The organism is Brenneria corticis (genome assembly GCF_003115855.1).
Taxonomy (GTDB): Bacteria; Pseudomonadota; Gammaproteobacteria; order Enterobacterales; family Enterobacteriaceae; genus Brenneria; species Brenneria corticis.
Window position 1 is genome coordinate 33,622 of record NZ_KZ819094.1, and the last position, 22,815, is coordinate 56,436.

General features: G+C 56.0%; 20 protein-coding genes and 1 riboswitch. Of the genes, 13 read left to right on the forward strand and 7 right to left on the reverse strand.

The window, feature by feature from the left end; genetic code table 11:
* Positions 1-12: 12 nt before the first annotated feature.
* Positions 13-990, reverse strand: coding sequence for an elongation factor P--(R)-beta-lysine ligase (gene epmA / locus DDT56_RS20465; protein ID WP_136168233.1), 978 nt, complete (start codon positions 988-990; stop codon positions 13-15).
* A 495-nt stretch (positions 991-1,485) separates the two neighbouring features.
* On the opposite strand from epmA, the gene frdA reads away from it, so the two are divergent.
* Genes frdA through frdD form a run of 4 tightly spaced genes read left to right on the forward strand, consistent with a single transcriptional unit; the run spans position 1,486 to position 4,792 of the window.
* Positions 1,486-3,282: a fumarate reductase (quinol) flavoprotein subunit gene (gene frdA / locus DDT56_RS20470; protein WP_136168234.1), complete on the forward strand. Its 1,797-nt coding sequence runs from the start codon at positions 1,486-1,488 to the stop codon at positions 3,280-3,282.
* Entirely contained in the window at positions 3,275-4,012 is a 738-nt protein-coding gene (locus tag DDT56_RS20475; RefSeq protein WP_136168235.1) for a succinate dehydrogenase/fumarate reductase iron-sulfur subunit, read from the forward strand. Before frdA ends, DDT56_RS20475 begins: the two co-directional genes overlap by 8 nt.
* Before the next feature lie 13 nt (positions 4,013-4,025).
* Positions 4,026-4,421, forward strand: a complete 396-nt coding sequence (frdC, locus tag DDT56_RS20480) for a fumarate reductase subunit FrdC (protein WP_009111252.1) — start codon at positions 4,026-4,028, stop codon at positions 4,419-4,421.
* A gap of 14 nt (positions 4,422-4,435) precedes the next feature.
* Positions 4,436-4,792 carry a fumarate reductase subunit FrdD gene (gene frdD, locus DDT56_RS20485; protein WP_136168236.1) on the forward strand — a complete coding sequence of 119 codons (357 nt, stop codon included), beginning with the start codon at positions 4,436-4,438 and terminating at the stop codon, positions 4,790-4,792.
* A 45-nt stretch (positions 4,793-4,837) separates the two neighbouring features.
* Here frdD and DDT56_RS20490 read toward each other — a convergent pair whose 3' ends face one another.
* The 3 genes from DDT56_RS20490 to efp form a co-directional block, all read right to left on the reverse strand.
* Positions 4,838-5,188, reverse strand: a complete 351-nt coding sequence (locus DDT56_RS20490; protein ID WP_136168259.1) for a DMT family protein — start codon at positions 5,186-5,188, stop codon at positions 4,838-4,840.
* 93 nt (positions 5,189-5,281) lie between these two features.
* Complete coding sequence (locus DDT56_RS20495; protein ID WP_009111250.1) at positions 5,282-5,413, reverse strand: entericidin A/B family lipoprotein; 132 nt, start codon at positions 5,411-5,413, stop codon at positions 5,282-5,284.
* 165 nt (positions 5,414-5,578) lie between these two features.
* On the reverse strand, positions 5,579-6,145 hold the full coding sequence (efp, locus tag DDT56_RS20500; RefSeq protein ID WP_136168237.1) for an elongation factor P: 567 nt from the start codon (positions 6,143-6,145) through the stop codon (positions 5,579-5,581).
* Positions 6,146-6,183: 38 nt separating this feature from the next.
* Between efp and epmB the strand changes: the two genes are divergently transcribed.
* Complete coding sequence (gene epmB, locus DDT56_RS20505) at positions 6,184-7,251, forward strand: EF-P beta-lysylation protein EpmB (RefSeq protein WP_136168238.1); 1,068 nt, start codon at positions 6,184-6,186, stop codon at positions 7,249-7,251.
* Between the two features lie 19 nt (positions 7,252-7,270).
* Here the strand turns inward: epmB and DDT56_RS20510 are convergent, their stop codons facing one another.
* Positions 7,271-7,615 (reverse strand): DUF4156 domain-containing protein, encoded by a 345-nt coding sequence (locus DDT56_RS20510; protein WP_136168239.1) that lies wholly within the window; start codon positions 7,613-7,615, stop codon positions 7,271-7,273.
* Positions 7,616-8,062: 447 nt separating this feature from the next.
* Between DDT56_RS20510 and DDT56_RS20515 the strand changes: the two genes are divergently transcribed.
* A complete protein-coding gene (locus tag DDT56_RS20515; RefSeq protein WP_136168240.1) occupies positions 8,063-9,493 on the forward strand; it encodes a capsule assembly Wzi family protein in 1,431 nt (476 codons plus the stop codon).
* 66 nt (positions 9,494-9,559) lie between these two features.
* On the opposite strand, the gene pgi is transcribed toward DDT56_RS20515, so the two are convergent.
* The gene (gene pgi, locus DDT56_RS20520) at positions 9,560-11,209 is read right to left on the reverse strand and encodes a glucose-6-phosphate isomerase (RefSeq protein ID WP_136168241.1); all 1,650 of its coding nucleotides are present in this window, start codon (positions 11,207-11,209) and stop codon (positions 9,560-9,562) included.
* A gap of 172 nt (positions 11,210-11,381) precedes the next feature.
* Positions 11,382-11,574, forward strand: a riboswitch (Lysine riboswitch).
* Positions 11,575-11,694: 120 nt separating this feature from the next.
* On the opposite strand from pgi, the gene lysC reads away from it, so the two are divergent.
* The 6 genes from lysC (at position 11,695) to fucO (ending at position 19,268) form a co-directional block, all read left to right on the forward strand.
* On the forward strand, positions 11,695-13,071 hold the full coding sequence (gene lysC / locus DDT56_RS20525; RefSeq protein WP_136168242.1) for a lysine-sensitive aspartokinase 3: 1,377 nt from the start codon (positions 11,695-11,697) through the stop codon (positions 13,069-13,071).
* A 395-nt stretch (positions 13,072-13,466) separates the two neighbouring features.
* Positions 13,467-14,459: a rhamnose ABC transporter substrate-binding protein gene (gene rhaS, locus DDT56_RS20530; RefSeq protein WP_136168243.1), complete on the forward strand. Its 993-nt coding sequence runs from the start codon at positions 13,467-13,469 to the stop codon at positions 14,457-14,459.
* An 82-nt stretch (positions 14,460-14,541) separates the two neighbouring features.
* Entirely contained in the window at positions 14,542-16,053 is a 1,512-nt protein-coding gene (locus tag DDT56_RS20535) for a sugar ABC transporter ATP-binding protein (protein ID WP_136168244.1), read from the forward strand.
* Complete coding sequence (locus DDT56_RS20540; RefSeq protein ID WP_136168245.1) at positions 16,053-17,054, forward strand: ABC transporter permease; 1,002 nt, start codon at positions 16,053-16,055, stop codon at positions 17,052-17,054. The genes DDT56_RS20535 and DDT56_RS20540 overlap by 1 nt, the downstream gene beginning before the upstream one ends.
* The gene (locus tag DDT56_RS20545; protein ID WP_136168246.1) at positions 17,051-18,052 is read left to right on the forward strand and encodes an ABC transporter permease; all 1,002 of its coding nucleotides are present in this window, start codon (positions 17,051-17,053) and stop codon (positions 18,050-18,052) included. The genes DDT56_RS20540 and DDT56_RS20545 overlap by 4 nt, the downstream gene beginning before the upstream one ends.
* A gap of 67 nt (positions 18,053-18,119) precedes the next feature.
* On the forward strand, positions 18,120-19,268 hold the full coding sequence (gene fucO, locus DDT56_RS20550; protein ID WP_136168247.1) for a lactaldehyde reductase: 1,149 nt from the start codon (positions 18,120-18,122) through the stop codon (positions 19,266-19,268).
* A 109-nt stretch (positions 19,269-19,377) separates the two neighbouring features.
* On the opposite strand, the gene DDT56_RS20555 is transcribed toward fucO, so the two are convergent.
* Positions 19,378-21,024, reverse strand: coding sequence for a Na/Pi cotransporter family protein (locus DDT56_RS20555; protein WP_136168248.1), 1,647 nt, complete (start codon positions 21,022-21,024; stop codon positions 19,378-19,380).
* 291 nt (positions 21,025-21,315) lie between these two features.
* On the opposite strand from DDT56_RS20555, the gene DDT56_RS20560 reads away from it, so the two are divergent.
* Complete coding sequence (locus DDT56_RS20560; protein ID WP_136168249.1) at positions 21,316-22,770, forward strand: DASS family sodium-coupled anion symporter; 1,455 nt, start codon at positions 21,316-21,318, stop codon at positions 22,768-22,770.
* The last annotated feature ends 45 nt before the right edge of the window (positions 22,771-22,815 follow it).

Sequence of the window (22,815 nt, forward strand, 5' to 3'; positions counted from 1 at the left end):
GGCCCGATAATATCAGGAACGCTCAACGGAAAAGGCGATCACGTCGCTCAGCCTTTCGGCATCCAACGCCAGCATAATCAGGCGGTCGACGCCTAACGCCACCCCGGCGCACTCCGGCAGACCGTGCTTTAACGCCGCCAGTAAATTTTCATCGATAGGCTGCTGAGGCAGGCCGCGAGCGGCGCGTTTACGATTATCCTGTTCGAAACGCCGGCGTTGCTCATCGCCGTCGGTTAATTCACGAAAACCGTTCGCCAGCTCAATGCCTTTAAAATAGACCTCGAAGCGCTCGGCGACGCGATGATCTTCGGTACTGATTTCGGCCAGCAACGCCTGCGTCGCCGGGAAATGATAAACAAACGCCGGCTTTTCGCGCCCGATATTCGGCTCAACGCCAAAGGCAAACAGCATCTGCACCAAGGCATCGCGGTCCTCTTCGCGGCAGGCAATGTCGCCCAATCCCAGCTTTTCCGCCGCTTCGCGCAGCTGCGCCTTGTCCGCCGACAGGGGATCGATTTCCAGATGACGCTGGAACGCCTGCTGGTATGAAAGCATTTCCGCGCTTTCACACTCCAGCACCTGCTGGAGTAAATCGTCCATTTCATTCATCAGGCGGTACATATCATAGTGCGGCCGATACCACTCCAGCATGGTGAATTCCGGATTATGGTATCTGCCGGACTCTTCATTGCGGAAGCTGCGGCACAGCTGAAAAATGGGGCCGCTGCCCGCCGCCAGCAGGCGTTTCATGTGGTATTCCGGGCTGGTCATCAGATACAGCGTCATGCCGTCCGCGGCGCCCGGCCCGACGAAGCGAGTCTGAAACGGGCACAAAAAGACGTCTGTTACCGTAGCCCGGCTCATCGCCGGCGTTTCAACCTCCAGTACGCCACGATCGGTGAAGAATCGCCGGATAGCGGCGACTATCGACGCGCGCTTCAACAAATTAGCGACAGGCGCGCTGGGTTGCCAACTTGTCGTTTCGCTCATGGTTACTACTCCAAAGTCAAACAGGTGGAGCAGTCTACCCGCATCAACGCGGACAAACAAAAATTTCCACAGGTAAGTGAACGACGAATAGCTTTTTAGCGACGCCTGCGACGGCCCGCAGGGGGGCGTACTGGGGCAACCCAGTATCATTTATATCCAGTGGAACATTTTCTTATATCGTCCGCAAAAGAGTTATTAAAGAAATAAAAGCATTATTTCGGCGGAAATAAGTCTTTCGATCACGTTTTTATAAGTTATCCCAGTACACTATGAAAAAACTGCAAAATGCTGGATCACATCAAATTTCATCATCTTTTAATTCGCTATAATCATTTCCACACAAAAAATAGAGGTTTATCTATTCTTAATATGTCCAAAAAGTCATTTTTTATAGCTTTTAATGTACTAATAATTAAGCAGATATATAAAGACTGAAATGAATAGAGATTATTTTCTTATTTTAACTTAAATAACTTAAGTAACTGGAGGAATGCAGTGCAAACCTTTAATGCCGATTTGGCCATTATCGGGGCCGGGGGCGCTGGCTTACGCGCGGCAATTGCCGCCGCCGAAGCTAATCCCCAACTGAAAATTGCGCTGATCTCGAAAGTCTACCCCATGCGTAGCCATACTGTGGCGGCAGAAGGCGGATCAGCAGCGGTCACTCAGGACCACGATAGCTTTGATTATCATTTCAACGACACCGTTTCCGGTGGCGACTGGCTGTGCGAACAGGATGTTGTCGAAAACTTCGTCAAGCATTGCCCGGAAGAAATGATCCAGATGGAACAGTGGGGCTGCCCGTGGAGCCGCAAACCGGATGGTTCTGTTAACGTTCGCCGTTTCGGCGGGATGAAAATAGAACGCACCTGGTTTGCCGCCGACAAAACCGGCTTCCACATGCTGCACACCCTGTTCCAAACCTCCCTCAAATATCCGCAAATCCAGCGTTTCGACGAACATTTCGTTCTGGATGTTCTGGTGGATGACGGTCAGGCCCGCGGCGTGGTCGCCATCAATATGATGGAAGGCACGCTGGTGCAGATCCGGGCGAACGCCGTGGTTATCGCCACCGGCGGAGCCGGTCGCGTCTACCGTTACAACACCAACGGCGGCATCGTTACCGGCGACGGTATGGGTATTGCGTTCCGTCACGGCGTACCGCTGCGCGATATGGAATTCGTACAGTATCACCCGACCGGCCTGCCGGGTTCCGGTATTTTGATGACCGAAGGCTGCCGCGGCGAAGGCGGCATCATGGTCAACAAAGACGGTTACCGTTATTTGCAGGATTACGGTATGGGTCCGGAAACGCCGCTCGGCGAGCCGAAAAACAAATATATGGAACTGGGACCGCGCGACAAGGTGTCTCAGGCTTTCTGGCATGAATGGCGCGCCGGACGGACCATCTCCACCCCGCTGGGCGATGTGGTCTACCTCGATCTGCGCCACCTCGGAGAGAAAAAACTCAAAGAACGCCTGCCGTTCATCTGTGAACTGGCAAAAGCCTATGTCGACGTCGACCCGGTTAAAGAGCCGATTCCGATTCGTCCTACCGCGCATTACACCATGGGCGGCATCGAAACCGATCCGAATTGCGAAACCCGCATCAAGGGTCTGTTCGCCGTCGGCGAATGCTCGTCCGTCGGCCTGCATGGCGCCAACCGTCTGGGTTCCAACTCTCTGGCTGAACTGGTGGTATTCGGCCGTATTGCCGGCGAACACGCCGCGCAGCGTTCCGCGGCCGCCGCGCCGGCCAACGGCAGCGCGCTGGATGCGCAAACCCGCGACATCGAGCAACGCCTGCATGACCTGCTGGCGCAGGAAGGCACCGAAAGCTGGTCGAAAATCCGCGACGAACTGGGTCTGTCGATGGAAGAAGGCTGCGGCATTTATCGCACCACGGACCTGATGCAAAAGACCGTGGATAAAATCACCGAGCTACAGGAACGCTTCAAACGGGTAAAAATCACCGACCATTCCAGCGTGTTCAACACCGACCTGCTCTATGCCATCGAGCTGGGTCACAGTCTGGATGTGGCGGAATGTATGGCGCACTCGGCCATCAACCGTAGAGAATCCCGCGGCGCTCATCAGCGTCTGGATGAAGGCTGCACCGAGCGTGATGACGTTAATTTCCTGAAGCATACGCTGGCTTTTTATAACCCTGAAGGTGCGCCGCGTCTGGAGTACAGCGACGTGAAAATCACCAAACTTCCTCCGGCCAAACGCGTTTACGGCGCCGAAGGAGATGCTCAGGATAAAAGCAAGAAGGAGCAGGCGAATGGCTGAAGAGATGCAAATCCTGAAAATGGAAGTCATGCGCTATAACCCTGAAAAGGACAGCGCACCCTATTTTGAGACGTTTGAGGTTCCATACAATAAGCAGACGTCCTTACTGGATGCGCTGGGTTATATCAAAGATAACCTGGCCGCCGACCTCTCCTACCGCTGGTCCTGCCGTATGGCGATCTGTGGTTCTTGCGGCATGATGGTGAACAATGTCCCGAAACTGGCCTGTAAAACGTTCCTGCGCGATTATCAGAACGGCTTGAAGGTTGAAGCGTTGGGCAATTTCCCCGTCGAGCGCGACCTGGTGGTCGACATGACCCACTTTATCGAGAGCCTGGAAGCCATCAAGCCTTACATCATCGGCAACGATCGTAAACCCGCGGATGGCACCAACAAGCAAACTCCGGCCCAGATGGCGAAATACCACCAGTTCTCCGGCTGTATCAACTGTGGCCTGTGCTATGCCGCCTGCCCGCAGTTTGGTCTGAATCCCGAGTTCATCGGCCCGGCCGCCATCACGCTGGCTCACCGCTACAACCTGGATAACCGCGATCGCGGCAAGAAACAGCGTATGCCGCAGCTGAACGGTAATAACGGGGTGTGGAGCTGTACTTTTGTGGGTTACTGCTCTGAGGTGTGTCCGAAGCATGTCGATCCTGCCGCCGCCATTCAGCAAGGCAAGGTTGAAAGCATGAAGGACTTCATGATCGCCACGCTTAAACCACAATAAGGGAGGGACAATAATGACATCCAAACGCAAAGCGTATGTCCGCGGCATGTCGCCAACCTGGTGGCAAAAGCTGGGGTTCTACCGCTTTTATATGTTACGTGAAGGGACGGCCGTGCCGGCCGTCTGGTTCAGCATCTTACTGTTATGCGGCGTGTTCTCTCTGAAGAACGGTCCGGAAGGCTGGGAAAGCTTCCTCGGGTTCTTGCAGAATCCACTGGTGCTGCTCATCAACATCATCGCCTTGCTGGCCGCCGTGCTGCATACCAAAACCTGGTTTGAGCTGGCCCCCAAAGCCTCCATTATCGTGGTGAAAGATGAGAAAATGGGACCGGAGCCGATTATCAAAGGGCTTTGGGCAGTCACCATTGTAGTAACGCTGGCCGTTCTGGCCATCGCCTTACTATTCTGATCAGGAGGAATAACGTGATTAATCAAACGCCAAAACGTTCCGATGAACCGCCATTCTGGGCATTATTCGGCGCCGGTGGCATGTGGACCGCCTTTTTCTCCCCGGTCATCATTCTGCTGGTCGGTGTGCTGCTGCCTTTGGGTCTGTTTCCGGATGCGCTGAGCTATGAGCGTATCCTGGCTTTCAGCCAGAGTTTTATCGGCCGCGTATTTCTGCTGCTGATGATTATTCTGCCGATATGGTGTGGTTTGCACCGTATTCACCACGCCATGCACGATCTGAAAATCCACGTTCCCGCCGGGAAATGGGTTTTCTACGGCCTGTCAGCCATTCTGAGCGTCGTCGCCATTATCGGCGTCGTCACGCTGTAAATTGCCGTCCACCGTTAACGGCCTGCCTGCGCAGGCCGTTTTTTTTTACATGATCTTATCGCGGAACATAAAGAATACCGCGCCCAATAAGCACAGCCCGGCCCATATATAATCCGTGCGGAAAGGTTCTTTTAGAATAATCATGGAGAAGGGAATAAAGACGCTAAGACTGATAACTTCCTGCAATATTTTAAGTTGCCCCGCCGAAGCGACCTGATAACCGATCCGATTAGCGGGAACCTGTAATAAATACTCAAATAATGCGATCCCCCAACTGACCAATGCGGCAATCAGCCAGGTACGGCCGCTGAAGTAACGTAGATGTCCATACCAGGCAAACGTCATAAACACATTGCTGAGGGTCAGCATGCACAGGGTGATGACTAACGGCGGCATCATTTCTCTCCATTTTATCCACCGCCACATTATGTCGTCGTGCAAAGGAAAACGCCATTGCAGCGCTTCCCTCATATTGAAAACATTTATTGCTTACTGTGCGCTGCGCTGTATCGCTTCACCGCCTGCCTCAACATCCTGCCCCACACCGCGGGTGGTATTACACCCCACTACGGCAGATAAAATTAACACAGAGAAAATAGCGACAAGACTCTTCTTCAACATAGGTGATTCCTTCTTGGTGATTAGGGAAAAGCGTCTCTTTAAGCGTAGTCAATATTGGCTGATTAGTAGCTCTTTTCATGCTTAATAGAGACCGCGCCCATGTTATGGCGAAAAAAAACCGCCATAACGCATTAATAGCGGCGGCGGCTTGTTAAAAAGAGTGGATTATTTGACGCGGGAAACGTACTCGCCGGAACGGGTGTCAACTTTGATCACCTCGCCAATCTGCACAAACAGCGGCACTTTTACTACCGCGCCGGTGGTCAGCGTCGCCGGTTTGCCGCCCGTACCCGCGGTATCGCCTTTCAGACCCGGGTCGGTATCGACGATTTCCAGCTCCACAAAGTTCGGCGGCGTCACGGCGATGGGTTGGCCGTTCCACAACGTGACGATGCATTCGGCCTGATCGAGCAGCCATTTGGCGTTGTCGCCAACGGCTTTTTCGTCGGCCGCCAGCTGTTCGAACGTTTCATTATTCATGAAGTGCCAGAACTCGCCGTCGTTGTACAGGTAGGTCAGGTTCATATCCATAACGTCGGCGCCTTCGGCGGAGTCGGTGGATTTGAACGTTTTTTCAATCAGTTTACCGGTCAGTAAACGACGCATTTTCACGCGCGCGAAAGCCTGGCCTTTACCCGGTTTAACGAACTCACTTGATTCAACGGCGTAAGGCTCGCCTTCGAACATGATTTTAAGACCGGAACGGAAATCGTTGCTAAAATAAGTCGCCATAAAGGCCCTCTACATTTGATACGGTACTAAGCCAAAAAATGGCACACATTGTAACCCTAAATATACCTTCCAGAGAAGATTGGTTGCAGCAACTTGCGGACGTAATTACCGATCCCGACGAATTGCTGCAACTTCTGGCGTTAAATCACCATGCCGAGCTGCGGCAGGGATATGGCGCCCGCGAACTTTTCCCGCTGCGCGTGCCGCGCGCCTTTGTGGCGCGGATGCAAAAGGGAAATGCCAGGGATCCGCTGCTGTTACAGATTTTAACCGCGCGCGAAGAGTTTGTTGCGGCGCCGGGTTTTAGCCTCGACCCGCTTGATGAACAGCACAGCGTGGTGCCGGGGTTGCTGCACAAGTACCACAACCGGGCGCTGTTGCTGGTGAAAGGCGGCTGTGCGGTTAACTGCCGCTACTGTTTCCGCCGGCATTTTCCCTATCAGGAAAACCAGGGAAACAAAACCAACTGGCGCCTGGCGCTGGACTATATCCGCCGGCATCGCCAACTGGATGAAATCATTTTTTCCGGCGGCGATCCCCTGATGGCCAAAGACCATGAGCTTGACTGGCTGATAACCGAACTGGAAGCCATTCCCCATCTGAAACGGCTGCGCATCCACAGCCGCTTGCCCGTGGTCATTCCCGCACGCATTACCGACGCCTTATGCCAGCGGCTATCACGGAGCACGCTTCAGGTGGTGCTGGTCACGCACATCAACCATGCGCAGGAGATCGATGCCGATTTCACCCAAAGTATGGCGCGATTACGCCGTGCGGGCGTCACCTTACTCAATCAGAGCGTGTTGTTGCGCGGCGTTAACGACACTGCCGATACGCTGGCAAACTTGAGTAACGCCCTGTTTGATGCCGGTATTCTTCCTTACTATCTCCACGTACTGGATAAAGTTCAGGGAGCCGCCCATTTTCTGGTTGACGATGAGGAGGCGCGTACGCTGGTCAAGGCGCTGCTGAAAAAGGTCTCCGGCTATCTGGTGCCGCGGCTGGCGCGGGAAATCGGCGGGGAAGCCAGTAAAACGCCGTTGGATTTGGGGCTGAAGCAAAGTCAGGAAGAGACCGGCGAAAGTTTGCCATTCGCCGGAATGTAATATTCATTTCAAGCGCGGCTTACGGGCACTTGTAAACGCTGCCCGCCATCTTGCTGTCCAGCGGCGCGAAACTGGACCAGAAGGTTTCACTCGGGCTGGTGGCGCCATAAATCGTATTACCGCCCAGCGCCGCCGCCTTATTGCGTAAATCATTCGCCGCGCCGCGCATGGAGCTACCGTCGCTATGATTGCCGGATAGCCAGTTGGACTGGGTGCCGCTAACCTGGCCGAGTAATTGGCATTCGCTGCCGGGTTGCGTGTCGGTAAACTCGACGGCTTGCCCCGCGGAGCTGAGTTGATTGGTGGTGCCGCACCCTGCCAGCAACAGCGCGGCAGAGATACCGAGTAATATGCGCATCCGCATTTTTCCCCTCCATGATATTGAAAATAAAATACGGCGGGAGTCATCATCCTGCAATACAAAAAAATCCGACCGCTCCCGCGGCGTTTAATGCCACAACCTCATCCGATATTCTATACCCTAAAGCCGCAGAAAATAATTTAACCTGCAACAGGTTGATATTAAATAAAAAACATGTACAGGGATAGCGTACGCCGTATATCCGATTGCGAAATAACGCCTTAGGTTTTATCCGAAAAGACCCCTAACGTAATTTATGTTCGCATCAATCATTTCAATCATTGTACTCTATGTACTACTCTCATCATTGTTCATTTTGGCTATACCTGCCTGTTGTATATATATTCGCAACTGCAAAAGCAAAACTATGGCGTTAACCCCGTCTTCGTTTAATATTGGATAAAACGAAAAGTAGAAAGACAACGTAGTGTCATGAAGGAAACCAACAGTATGCTCACCAAGAAAATCTTACTGGCAGCCAGCGGCATGTTTTTGTGTGTGTCAGCCAGTCAGGCTGCGGGCCTGATTGCCCCGGATAATACTCTGCGTAACGATCTCGCCTGGCTTTCGGACCGAGGCGTAATTAACGTCAGCCTCTCCACCTGGCCGTTAAGTCAGGAAGAAATAGAATCCGTTCTTTCCCAGGCAAAGCCGGTGACCGACACTGAAAAGAATGTGATTAGCCGGGTTGAACAGCGCGTGAGCTCGCTGAAATCCAATCTGCGCGTTACCGGCTATACCTCAACCGATAAACCCGGGCTGCCGCAGGGTTTTGGCAGCACCCATGCCAGCGATCACGCCCTTTCCGTGGCCGCCGGGGCCAGCGACGAATTCTGGGATGTAAACCTTAAAGGAACCGTTGAAGGCAACCAGCGTATTGCGGATCAATCCCGCTGGAACGTGGATGGCTCCTACGGCGCCGTCAAGATTTTCAACCAATGGCTCTCATTCGGGAAAGTGTCCCAATGGTGGGGGCCGGGTTATGAAGGCAGCCTGATCCGTTCTGATGCTGCCCGTCCGGTAACCGGCTTTATGTTGCAGCGCGCCGATCAATCCCCTTTTGAAACGCCGTGGCTTTCCTGGATCGGCCGTTGGCAGTATCAGATTTCCGCCGGCCAGCTCGAACAGTATTACGCGGTGCCTGAAACCAAACTTATCGGCGGACGCCTGACGTTTATGCCCACCAACTTTGTTGAACTGGGCGCGTCGCGCATCATGATGTGGGGAGGCGAAGGCCGTCCGCAGTCGTGGGATTCGTTCTGGGATGGTCTGGCAGGGAAGGACAATACCGGAACACAAAACGAACCCGGCAACCAGCTGGCCGGCTTTGATTTCAAACTGAAATTACAGCCGTTGACCGGCCTGCCCGTCAGCCTGTACGGCCAGTTGGTCGGCGAAGATGAAGCGGGATTGCTGCCGTCGAAAAATACCTACCTGGTTGGTCTGGAAGGCCACCCCGAATGGGGCACCTCCACCATCAACTGGTATATTGAAGGGGCCAACACCCGCTCCAACGAGTCCACTCCCGGTACGATTTACACCCACCATATCTACCGAGACGGCTACTACCAGCAAGGCTATCCTTTGGGCCACGCCATGGGCGGCGACGGACGCATTCTGTCCGGGAAAGTGGAACTGGCGCTGGATGACGGGCAACGCTGGAGCACCCGCTTAACCTACGCCAGGGTCAACCCGAGCGATCAGAGCATCAATAAAGCCTTCCCGCGCTCGGATACGCTGAAGGGAATTGAACTGGGCTGGGGCTATGACTTCCAGTCAAAAGTGAAGTTTGATACCAGCCTGTGGTACACCGATAGCGATAACAGCGTCAGCGACGACTTCGGCGCCGGGCTGGGCGTGGAAATACCGATTAATCTTTAATCGTTACGCGACGGCGCAAGATAAAAAAGGCGGGATTTCCCGCCTTTTTTCATTCTTGATTACCGTTTAAGCGCGCCACTGTTTGAAACGATTGATCAAGCCGTTGGTCGAGCTGTCATGGCTGGCGATCGCTTTCGCGTCTTCCAGTTCAGGCAGAATGCGATTAGCCAATTGTTTACCCAATTCCACGCCCCACTGGTCAAAGGTGAAAATATTCAGGATCGCCCCCTGGGTAAAGATTTTGTGCTCATACAGGGCGATCAGCGCGCCCAGGCTGTAAGGGGTAATCTCACGCAGCAGAATGGAGTTGGTCGGGCGGTTGCCTTCGAACACTTTAAAAGGCGCCACATGTTCGACGTCCTGCGCCGATTTACCGGCGGCGGCGAACTCGGCTTCCACCACGTCGCGGCTTTTGCCGAACGCCAGCGCCTCCGTCTGGGCGAAGAAGTTGGACAGCAGCTTACTGTGGTGATCGCTTAGCGGGTTGTGGCTTATCGCCGGGGCGATGAAATCACAGGGAACCAGTTTGGTGCCCTGGTGAATCAGCTGATAAAACGCATGCTGACCGTTGGTTCCCGGTTCGCCCCAGATAATCGGCCCGGTCTGATAATCGACCGGATTGCCGTTGCGATCGACATATTTGCCGTTGGACTCCATATTCCCCTGTTGGAAATAGGCGGCAAAACGGTGCATATACTGATCGTACGGCAGAATGGCTTCCGTTTCCGCGCCGAAGAAATTGTTGTACCAGATACCGATCAGCGCCAGCAGCACCGGCAGGTTTTGCTCCGCCGGCGTGGAAGCAAAGTGTTTGTCCAACGCATGAGCGCCGCTAAGCAGTTGCTCAAAATTCTCGAATCCCAGCGAGAGAATGATCGATAAACCAATCGCCGACCACAGGGAATAACGCCCGCCGACCCAATCCCAGAACTCGAACATGTTGTTGGTATCAATGCCAAAATCGCCGACGGCTTTGGCATTGGTAGACAAGGCCGCAAAGTGTTTCGCCACATGCTTTTCATCCTGCGCCGTTTTCAGGAACCAGTCGCGGGCGCTATGGGCGTTGGTCATCGTTTCCTGAGTGGTGAAGGTTTTGGAGGCCACCAGGAACAGCGTGGTTTCAGGATTAAGCGGCTTGAGCGTTTCAGCGATATGTGTTCCGTCAACGTTGGACACAAAATGCATATTCAGATGATTTTTATAGGGTTTCAGCGCTTCCGTCACCATATACGGGCCCAGATCGGAACCGCCGATGCCGATATTGACCACATCGGTAATCGCCTTGCCGGCATAGCCTTTCCACTCGCCGCCGATGATGCGCTCACTGAAGTCTTTCATTTTCGCCAGCACCGCATTCACTTCCGGCATAACGTCTTTGCCATCGACCAGAATAGGCGTGTTGCTGCGGTTGCGCAGGGCGACGTGCAGCACCGCCCGGCCTTCGGTGCGGTTGATTTTTTCGCCGGCGAACATGGATTTGATCGCCCCGGCCAAATCGGTTTCCCGCGCCAGCGCCTGCAATTTCTCCAGCGTTTCGGCCGTGATGCGGTTTTTGGAATAATCCACCAGTATCTGATCGTCAAAGGTGGCGGAGAAACGTTCAAAACGCTGCTTGTCCTGGGCAAACAAATCTTTGATTTGCACATCCTTGATCGCATCGAAGTGTTGTTGTAATGCTTGCCACGCGGCGGTTTGGCTTGGATTGATATTTTTCATAACAATGTTTTTCTCTCCGAAAGTGAAATCAAAAGTTGCTGAATCGATTGTATCCCGTAAATCGCCGCTTGAGATCCCTTTTCTTGATAAATGCGCCTCGCCACGGCGTTTGATTATTGACAGCGGCGGGATAACCCGTTATTTCTAACAGCGTACTTGCGCTTCCAGCGCGCAAGCCAGAAGAGGCGCGCCGCCCAGGTAAGATATCGGAGGATCCGTGGTCCACTGACGATATCCGAGGGGGAGCGGCGCCGAGGTGCGGTGAAACACGGTATCGACCGCATCGACCGCAGGGGCTGAATCCCCTGGGTTGTCACCCGGTTCGCCCCCAGGGGCGTTCGGCAAGGTGGAGCGCTTCTGGGTGTATCGTAGTTTAGCTTTCTACGCCTGCTCCCTGCTTACCGCTCTTTCCTTGTGCCAAGGCTGATTAATAGACCGCTGTTGTAACATAAAAACAATGGCTCCCTGCACGAGGTTTTTTTGAAATGTCCGTAACTGAAATTTCCGCAAAAACGCAATCGGTGGTTATCGCCAAATTTGGCGGCACCAGCGTGGCCGACTTTGACGCCATGAACCACAGCGCCGACGTTGTTCTGTCCAATCCTGATGTGCGGGTGGTGGTGTTGTCGGCCTCCGCCGGCGTCACCAATTTACTGGTCGCCCTGGCCGAAGGGCCGGATCAGGCGCAGCGCGCCCAGCTTCTGGGAAAGATCCGCAACATCCAGTACGCCATTATCGACCGGCTGGAAAATCCGGCGGTGATCGGCGATGAAATCGACCGCATGCTGGATAACGTCACCACCCTGTCCGAAGCCGCCGCGCTGGCGACCTCAACCGCGCTGACGGATGAGCTGGTCAGCCACGGCGAACTGATGTCCACGCTGCTGTTTGTCGAAGTCCTGCGCCAGCGCGACGTTATCGCCGAGTGGTTCGACGTGCGTAAAATCATGCGCACCGACGACCATTTCGGCCGCGCGGAACCCGATTGCCGCGCCCTGGGAGAACTGACCCGCAGCCAGCTGCAGCCCAGGCTGGAGAAAGGATTAATCATTACCCAGGGCTTTATCGGCAGCGAAGAGAAAGGGCGGACGACCACGCTGGGCCGCGGCGGCAGCGATTATACCGCCGCGCTGCTGGGTGAAGCGCTGAATGCCGGCCGCATCGATATCTGGACCGACGTGCCCGGTATCTATACCACCGATCCGCGCGTGGTGCCGGCGGCCAAACGCATCGACCAGATTATGTTTGAAGAAGCGGCCGAAATGGCGACGTTCGGCGCGAAAGTGCTGCATCCGGCAACGTTATTGCCCGCCGTGCGCAGCGGAATTCCGGTGTTTGTCGGCTCCAGCAAGGATCCCGCCGCCGGCGGTACCCTGGTGTGCAATAAAACGGAAAATCCGCCGTTATTCCGCGCCCTGGCGCTGCGCCGCAAGCAAACGCTGCTCACCCTGCACAGCCTCAATATGCTGCATGCGCGCGGCTTTCTGGCCGAGGTGTTCAGCATTCTCGCCCGCCACAATATCTCCGTTGATTTGATCACCACGTCGGAAGTGAACGTGGCGCTGACGCTGGATACCACCGGTTCCACCTCGACCGGCGGCAGCCTGCTGTCCAGCGCCCTGCTGACCGAACTCTCCTCGCTGTGCCGGGTGGAGGTAGAGGAAAACCTGTCGCTGGTGGCGTTAATCGGCAACAAGCTCTCCCAGGCCTGCGGCGTGGGCAAAGAGGTCTTCGGCGTACTGGAGCCGTTCAGCATCCGTCTGATTTGCTACGGCGCCAGCAGCAATAACCTCTGTTTCCTGGTGCCCGGCAATGACGCCGAGCGCGTGGTGCAAACGCTGCACCGCAGCCTGTTCGAGTAAAGCCCCCGCCCTTCTCTTTCCCGATATCAGGCGCCGCCGTGCCTGATATCGCTACTCCCTTGTCCCGCATCGCCCATATGGAGAAGCTGTTCTCCGTCCCCCTTCCTTACGCCCTGGCAGCGGACAACGCTGAATAGTGCATTTTGTGAGATCGCTCATGCTCACCTTCATCCCCCTGCCAGTCACGTCTGAGAAGTGTCAATAACATGAAGGTGTCCAGGGGGGATTCCTCTTAGACTAATCGATACTGGGTCATACCAGCTCCTCGTTATGGCTCAGCGCCATCGTATCGCCGTCGACGCCGGCGCCATATAAACAACTTGCGTTGCCAAATTATTCATAAAGAAAGTTGCTGTCACCTGCAAACTGAGTCACCAACTCGTGGAGTACAAGCAATGAAAATAGAAACTATTTTAGGTTGTACGCTCGCCGTTGCCGCACTGGCGCTGTCCGGTTCCGTTTATGCCGAAGTGAAAATCGCCCTGGTGGCGAAATCCCTGGGTAATGGATTTTTTGAAGCCGCCAACGTGGGGGCGCAGGAAGCGGCCAAAGAGTTGGGCGATGTAAAAGTCATCTACACCGGCCCGACCACGACGACCGCCGAAGCACAGATCGAAGTATTGAACGGGCTGATTGCCCAGGGCGTGGATGCCATCGCCATCTCGGCGAACGATCCGGATGCGGTGGTGCCGGTGCTGAAAAAAGCGATGCAGCGCGGGATCAAAGTGGTGTCGTGGGATTCCGGAGTGGCGAAAGAGGGGCGTCAGATCCACCTGAATCCCTCCAATAATACGCTGATTGGCGAAACCAACGTAAAACTTGCCGCCGATGCGCTCAAGGCGCTCAACGTGGACAAAGGCGATGTGGCCATCCTCAGCGCCACGCCCACCTCCACTAACCAGAACATCTGGATTGAGGAGATGAAAAAGGCGCTGCCGGCCTACCCGTCCGTCAATCTGGTCGCCGTCGCCTACGGCGACGATCTCTCGGATAAAAGCTACCGCGAAACCGCCGGCCTATTAAAGTCTTACCCGAACCTGAAAGTCATTATTTCTCCCTCATCGGTCGGCATTGTCGCCGCCGCGCAAGCGGTAAAAGATCAGGGAAAAATCGGCCAGGTTTACGTTACCGGGCTGGGGCTGCCGTCGGAAATGGCGGGGGCGGTGAAATCCGGCGCGACGAAAAGTTTCGCCATCTGGAACCCGATTGATCTGGGTTACGCCGCAACCTACCTCGCCAATGATTTAGTCAAGGGAACCGCCACCAAAGCGGAGGCCAGCATGGGTAAACTGGGCAAAGTGAAACTGGATGCCGACGGCAACGGAGCGATGGCGGAACCCTTCACCTACGATGCCGGCAATATCGATAAATTTTCCAAAATTTTCTGATGGATCCCAAGCCCTTTCCGCCAAGAGGGGGCCTGGAGTGATGCAAAAAACCATCTTGCTGAACTACTTGGAGAATTTAACGATGACAGTGTCCACACCATTGCTCTCGCTGCGGGGGATCAGCAAGGGATTCCCCGGCGTTCGCGCACTTGAAAACGTTCAACTCAACCTTTGGCCCGGAAAAATCACCGCCCTGATTGGCGAAAACGGCGCCGGGAAGTCGACGCTGGTTAAAGTCATGACCGGCATTTATCAACCGGACGAGGGGGAGTTACTCTACAAAGCGATCCCCATCGCATTGCCCACCCCGGAAGCCGCGCACAAAATCGGCATCACCGCCATTCATCAGGAAACCGTGCTGTTCGATGAGTTGACGGTCGCCGAGAACATTTTTGTCGGCCACTATCTGTATCGCGGATGGCTGAAAAAGCTCGATTGGCCCGCTATGCATCGGCGATCGCGGGAGATCCTGGCCCGTCTCGAAGTACAAATAGACCCGCACGCGATGCTGAAAACCCTCAGCATCGCGCAGCGCCATATGGTCGCCATCGCCCGCGCGCTCTCCTTTGAAGCGCAGGTGGTTATTCTGGATGAGCCGACCGCCGCGCTGTCGCAGCATGAGATTGCGGAGTTTTACCAAATCGTCGAGCGTCTCAAACGCGAAGAAAAGGCGATTCTGTTTATTTCTCACAAGTTCGATGAAATCTTTGCGATTGCCGACCATTACACCATTCTGCGTGACGGCGTATACGTTGACTCCGGACGGATAAGCGATATCACGGAAGAGCGGATGGTTACCATGATGGTGGGGCGCAAAGTGGCGCATACCTACCCGCAAGCCACCGCTTCACCCGGTAAAACGGTGCTGGAAGTGAAGGATCTTTGTCATCCGACGGAGTTCGCTCATATCAACTTCAGGCTGCGCAAAGGGGAAATTCTGGGCTTTTACGGTCTGGTCGGGGCAGGACGAACCGAACTGATGCAGGCGCTTTCCGGCATTTCCGCCCCGTCTCACGGTGAAATTATCCTTAACGGCAAGGCGATGCATTTCAGCCAGCCCGCAGATGCCATCAACGCCGGGATTGTCTGCGTGCCCGAAGAGCGCCAGAAACAGGGGGCAATTATCGAATTGTCCATTTGCCAGAACATCAGCCTGCCGCAGTTAAGCCGGCTTAACCCACGCGGCGTTCTCAACGATGCGCGCGAATGGGCGCTGGCGGATGACTATGCCCGGCGGCTGCAGGTGAAAGCGTTTAGCTGGCGGCAGACGGTGGAAACCCTCTCTGGAGGCAATCAGCAGAAAGTGGTGATCGCCAAATGGCTGGCCACGCATCCGACGGTCATCATTCTCGACGAACCGACCAAAGGCATTGATATCGGCTCTAAAGCGGCCGTGCACCAGCTGATGGCCGAGTTGGTCAGCCAGGGGCTGGCGGTGATTATGGTCTCCTCGGAATTACCGGAAGTGATGGGCATGGCCGACCGCATCATCGTGATGCATGAAGGGTTGATGGCGGCGGAATATGGCAAAAATGAAGCCATCGCCGAAACCATCGTCAGCGCCGCCAGCGGCGCCAGCAAGGAGGCCGCGTAATGCAAAAACTGCTGAAACATCGCGAGGCTTTACTGGCGGGCGTGATTGTGCTGATGCTGCTGGCTATCGGTAGCCGTGCGCCCTCTTTCCTACGTCCCGGCAATCTGGTCGAGATGTTCAACGACACCGCGATCCTGATAATCCTCGCGCTCGGCCAGATGATGGTGCTGCTGACCAAAGGCATCGACCTCTCCATGGCCGCCAATCTGGCGCTCACCGGTATGATTGCGGCGCTGCTCAATTTCCATCATCCGGAAATCCCGGTGGCCATATTGCTGGCGATCGCCACGCTGCTCGGGCTGGTAATGGGCATTATCAACGGCTTACTGGTCTGGAAACTCGGTATCCCGGCGATTGTGGTCACCCTCGGCACCATGAGCATCTATCGCGGCATCATTTTTCTGCTCTCCAATGGCGGCTGGGTAAACGCCCATCAGATGAGCGCAAATTTTCTCGCGGTGCCGCGGACGGTATTCCTCGGCCTGCCGCTGCTGAGTTGGTGCGCCATTGCCGCGCTGCTGTTGGTAGGCTATTTCCTGCGCTATAGCCGCACCGGACGAGCGATGTATACCGCCGGAGGCAACGCCACCGCGGCGTATTACACCGGCATCAACGCCGGGAAAATGCAGTTTGTCAGTTTCAGCCTGTCCGGCGCGCTGGCGGGCTTCTGCGGGTATTTGTGGATCTCCCGCTTCGCGGTGGCGTATGTCGATGTCGCCAATGGCTTTGAACTGCAAATCGTCGCCGCCTGCGTGATCGGCGGTATCAGCACCATGGGCGGAATCGGCCGCGTGTGGGGCTGTCTGCTCGGCGCGCTGTTTCTCGGCGTGATTAACAACGCGTTGCCGGTGATCGGCATCTCGCCTTTCTGGCAGATGGCGATTTCCGGCGCGGTAATCGTGATCGCCGTGCTGTTGAACGAACGCGGCAATAAACGCCAAGGTCGCCTGATCCTGCGCGACGCGGCGCTTGCCAGGTCAAAACAGGCGGTGAAGCCATGAATAAGACGCCGCTTTCCGACCGCGGCGGCGCATCGCCATCCGCCGCCGCTTTTTTCCGGCGTCTGCTGTGCTGGGAAGGTTTTCTGCTGGCGGTTACGCTGGCGGTATTTACCGCCAACTCGCTGGCCACTCCCTACTTTCTGAATATCTGGAACCTGTCGGACGCCACCTTCAACTTCACCGAGAAAGCGATCATCGTGCTGCCGATGGCCATGCTGATCATCGCCAGAGAGATAGACCTGTCCGTGGCGTCGACCATTGCGCTCAGCTCTACGGTGATGGGGTTCTGCGCGCAGGCTGGCGTAGACACGCCGCTGCTGGTCGGTATCGGGCTGGGCGTCGGGATGCTATGCGGCCTGTTCAACGGCCTGCTTGTAACCCGCTTTAATCTGTCGTCGATCGTCATCACCATCGGCACCATGAGTCTTTATCGCGGCATCACCTATATCTTGCTTGGCGATCGGGCGCTTAACCATTATCCGGACAGCTTCGCCTGGTTCGGGCAGGGCTATGTCTACGGCGCGCTGTCGTTCGAGTTTGCGCTGTTTATGGTACTCGCCGCGCTGTTCACCTTCCTGCTGCACAAAACCAACTTCGGCCGCCGTACCTATGCTATCGGCAATAATCCGACCGGCGCCTGGTATTCCGGGGTCAATGTGAAACGCCACAATCTGATTTTGTTCACCCTGGTGGGGCTGATGGCCGGCCTGGCCTCCGTGCTGCTGACCTCGCGTCTTGGCAGCACGCGCCCCACGATCGCGCTGGGCTGGGAGTTGAGCATCATCACCATGGCGGTGCTGGGCGGCGTCAATATTCTGGGCGGTTCGGGCGGCATGATCGGGGTGATTATCGCCGCCTTCCTGATGGGGCTGGTGACCTTCGGCCTTAGCCTGCTGAATGTACCGGGAATTGTGATGTCGATTATCGTCGGTCTGATGCTGATTGCGGTGATTTCACTCCCCATTATTACGCGCCGGCTGATCCAGGGAAGACGCTGAATACCTCCGGCGGTGACGCACCGCGCCATCGCCGGGACTGATTAACATGTTTAAGGAGAATATAACCATGAGTTTTATGTTGGCACTACCCAAAATCAGCCTGCATGGCGCAGGCGCCATCGACGATATGGTTAAGCTGCTTGCCGGCAAGAAATGGGGCAAGGCGCTGATCGTCACCGACGGGCAACTGATTAAGCTGGGATTGCTGAGCAGCCTATTCGCCGCCCTTGATAAAGCCCGACTCCCTTATACCCTGTTCGACGACGTCTTCCCCAACCCGACGGAAGAACTGGTACAACAGGGATTGGCGGCTTACCGGACCGCCGATTGCAGCTATATCATCGCCTTTGGCGGCGGCAGCCCGATTGATACCGCCAAAGCGATCAAAATCCTTAGCGCCAATCCGGGGCCATCCACCGCTTATTCCGGGGTCGGCAAAGTCATCAATGCCGGCGCGCCTTTGGTGGCGATTAACACCACGGCGGGCACCGCTGCCGAAATGACCAGCAACGCGGTGATTATCGACAGCGCCCGCCGGGTGAAAGAAGTGATCATTGACCCGAACATTATCCCGGATATCGCCGTTGACGATCCGCAGGTGATGCTGGGCATTCCGCCGGATGTCACCGCAGCAACCGGGATGGACGCGTTGACCCACGCGATCGAAGCCTACGTCTCCGTCGGGGCGCACCCGCTGACGGACGCGTCCGCCCTGGAAGCTATCCGCTTGATTAGCCATTGGCTGCCCGCCGCCGTCGACAACGGCCGCGACCTCAAAGCGCGCGAAATGATGGCTTACGGCCAGTATTTAGCGGGGATGGCGTTTAACAGCGCCGGTCTTGGCCTGGTCCATGCGCTGGCGCACCAGCCTGGCGCCACGCACGACCTTCCCCACGGCACCTGTAACGCCATTCTGCTGCCGATCGTCGAAGCGTTCAACCGTCCGCAGGCGGTGGCGCGTTTTGCGCGCATAACCGAAGCGATGGGGGTGAATACGCAGGGAATGAGCGAAGAACAAGCCAGCCTGCAAGCGATTGAAGCCATCCGCACGCTCTCCGCCCGCGTGGGTATCCCGTCCGGCTTCCGCCAGTTGGGCATTACCGCGGACGATATCGAAGGGTGGCTGGATAAAGCGCTGGCGGACCCCTGTGCGCCATGCAACCCGCGCACCGCCTCCCGTGAAGAGGTGCGCGCGCTCTACCTGGAGGCGCTATAAAGAGCCGGGCCGGCAACTGGATTCACGGCGGCGCATCATCAATATCGCGCCAGGCGGGGCCGGGAAGCGCGATGATATAAACCACGGTGGGGGAGCGCCTCCCGCACGCTCACAGCGTCAACGGCGACTCTTCCCGCTCGTCTTCCCCCTCCTGCTGGGTGATCAATACGTTGTAGGCCACCGAACAAAACAGCGAATTCAGCCGATTCATATCCCCCAACAGCCCCAGATGCAGGGAGCTGGTTTCCAGACTCTGCACGTTCTGCTGATGTAGTCGGTCGACGTGGGCGTGGGCGTAGCGCCGGTTCAGAATACGGAAACGATGTTTGGCGCGGCGTAACCGTTTCGCGCTGGTGATATCTTCGGAAAGAAATACCGACAGGCCAAGGCGCAGATTCGACATCAGCTGCTCGTGCAGATGATTTAACTCCGTCAGTCCCTGAGCGGAAAACGCGCGGCGGATGGTCGAGGAGGTATTGGCGACGTCGTCCGCCATGCGCTCGATAATATCCCCCGCCTGTTCCAGATTCAGCGCCACTTCGATCACTTCCGCCCAACGCCGGGAATCGCGCTCGTCGAGACTCTCTTTCGGTATTTGCGCCAGATAGAGCTTAATCGCGGTATACAGCACGTCGACGTCGTCATCCAGCCGGCGCACCTCCCGTCGCTGCATATGGTCGCCCTGCATAACGTCGCGGTACAGGCGCAGCATCTGCTCCACCACATCCCCAATGCGCAAGGTTTCCCGCGCGGCGTTGGTCAAGGCCAATGCCGGCGTATCCAGCGCGCTGGTATCCAGGTGCCGCGGCTTCATCCGCATATCCACCTCGGGCGAATCGGCAATCATGGCGCAGGACAGCCGCGCCACCACGTCGGCGAACGGGATCAGCAACAGGCAGCGGATCAGGTTGTAAAAAAGATGAAAATAAATGACCAGCTCTTCCGAACTCAGCGGCAGCCGGGCCAACCAGCGGGAAAGTATCTCCACCATCGGCAAGACCACCAGACAGCCCATCAGCTTGAATAGCATGCTGCCGAGAGCCACGCGCCGGCCGGCGGCGTTCTGCGCGCTGGCGCTGATTATCGTCAACAGCCCGCTCCCCAGGTTGGCGCCAATCACCAGGCACATCGCCACTTCCAGAGAAATCACCCCGCTGGCCGTCAAGGTCGCGGTCAGCAGTACCGCCGCCAGGCTGGAATAGCTCACCACGGCGAACAGCGCGCCGACCAGCGCATCAAGCATGATGTCGCCGGTCAGCGAAGAGAACAGCACTTTCACACCGGCGGTCTGGGTGATCGGCGTGGCCGCCGCCACGATCATTTCCAACGCCAGCAGAATCAGCCCCAGGCCGATAGCTACCCGACCGATCTGGCCGATGCGCGTCTGCTTGCGGCTGAGAAAGAAGATCACCCCGAGAAAAATCAGCAGCGGAGAGAGCCAGGAGAGATCGAACGTCAGTATCCGCACCATCAGCGCGGTGCCGACGTCGGCGCCGAGAATAATCACCAACGCCGGCGCCAGCGCCACCAGGCGCTGAGAAACAAAGGACGTGGTCAGCAACGCGGTGGCATTACTGCTCTGCACCAGCGCCGTAACGCCGATCCCGGCGACAAAAGCCCAGGGTTTCTTATCCACGCTGTCGCTAAGAATGCGCCGTAGACTGGCGCCGTAAACGCGCATGATGCCGGTGCGGACAATGTGCGTTCCCCACACCAGCAGCGCAATCGCCGAAAGTAAATGCAGCAAAGTTAACACTAAGTGAATTTCCCTAAAACAAATGTGAGATTGATTATTCAGTAGCCATTAGATTACCAGATGTTTCCCGCTGTGGCTGAAAAGCGCTTTCCCAATGGAAAAACAGGCTGACTGGATTCAGTACGGATAGCTAATTAACTAACAATATTTAAAAAAACGCTTTCAAATCAATAATCCTCCCGATTTCCTCTCACAGCCCCCTGATATCGGGATATGCTTTTTAGGACCTGTAGCTAATCTAAATTATAGGTAAGTAATTCTTCAGACATGCAATGCAGTAAAGGAAAAGGGATGAGGACCAAAACGTCGTACGGCCTTAATTGGCTCCCGCTAGTGATTATTCTTATTATCGCCAGCATTCTCTGGCAGCTAACGCCCCCCACCGGACTCAGCCAGGCCGCCTGGCATTCCGCCGTGATTTTCGTCGCCACCATTATCTGTATTGTGGCGAACGTACTCCCTATTGGGGCCATCGGTATTATCAGTATTACCCTCTTCGCCCTGACCTACGCCGCGGGCGATACCACCGCCAGCGGCTCAATACAAACGGCGCTCAGCGATCTCAACAGTTCCCTGATCTGGCTGATAGTGGTGGCGTTTATGATCGCCCGCGGCTTTATCAAGACCGGGCTGGGGCGCCGCATCGCGTTACAGATGATCCGCCTGTTGGGCAAACGCACGCTTGGGCTGGCTTACGGACTGGCGTTTGCCGACCTGGTGCTCTCGCCGGCGATGCCGAGCAACACCGCGCGCTGCGGCGGTATTATTTATCCGATCGCCGACTCGCTGTCGCGCAGCTTTGACTCCAGGCCGGACGATGCCTCGCGCAGTAAAATCGGCACCTTCCTGATCACCTGCATCGGTAACGTTAACGATGTCACCGCCTCGATGTTTATGACCGCCTATACCGGCAACCTGCTGGCGGTAAAACTGGCGGCCAACGCCGGGGTGACCATCACCTGGGGAAGCTGGTTCCTCGCCGCGCTGGTTCCTTGCTTAATCTCCTTGGCCATCGTTCCGCTGTTCGTTTACTGGCTGACCAAGCCGGAAATCCGCCATACGCCGGACGCGCCCAAACTGGCGGTCAGCGAACTGGAAAAAATGGGCCGCATGAGCCGCGGCGAATGGCTGATGGCCGTTACGGTGATCCTGCTGCTGGTGCTGTGGATTTTTGGCGATCGGTTAGGCGTTGACGCCACCACCGCCTCTTTCATCGGCCTGTCGTTCCTGCTGCTGACCGGCGTCTTAAGCTGGGAAGACGTCAAAAGCGAAAAAGGCGCCTGGGATACGCTTATCTGGTTCGCCGCGCTGCTGATGATGGCCAACCAGTTGAAAAAGCTCGGCTTCACCACCTGGTTCGGCGATCTGATCGGCAACAGCATCGGCCATATGATGCAGGGCACCAGCTGGGTGCTGGTGCTGCTGTTGCTCAACGCGGCCTACTTCTACACCCACTACTTCTTCGCCAGCGGCAACGCGCAAATCGCGGCGCTGTTTGCGGTCTTTCTCGGCGTGGGGATTAACCTGAATATTCCCGCGGTGCCGATGGCATTTATGCTGGCCTTCACCAGCAGCCTGTATTGCTCGCTGACGCAATATACGCATGCCCGCGGACCGATTCTGTTCGGCGCCGGATATGTGCCGACGGCCGTATGGTGGCGAACCGGCTTTGTCGTCAGCCTGGTCAATCAGGCGGTATTTATGTCGGCGGGCCTGCTGTGGTGGAAAGCGATTGGTTTGTACTGATTTTGTACCGAGAAAAGGCCGGAGTTATCCGGCCCGTTTCGTTTT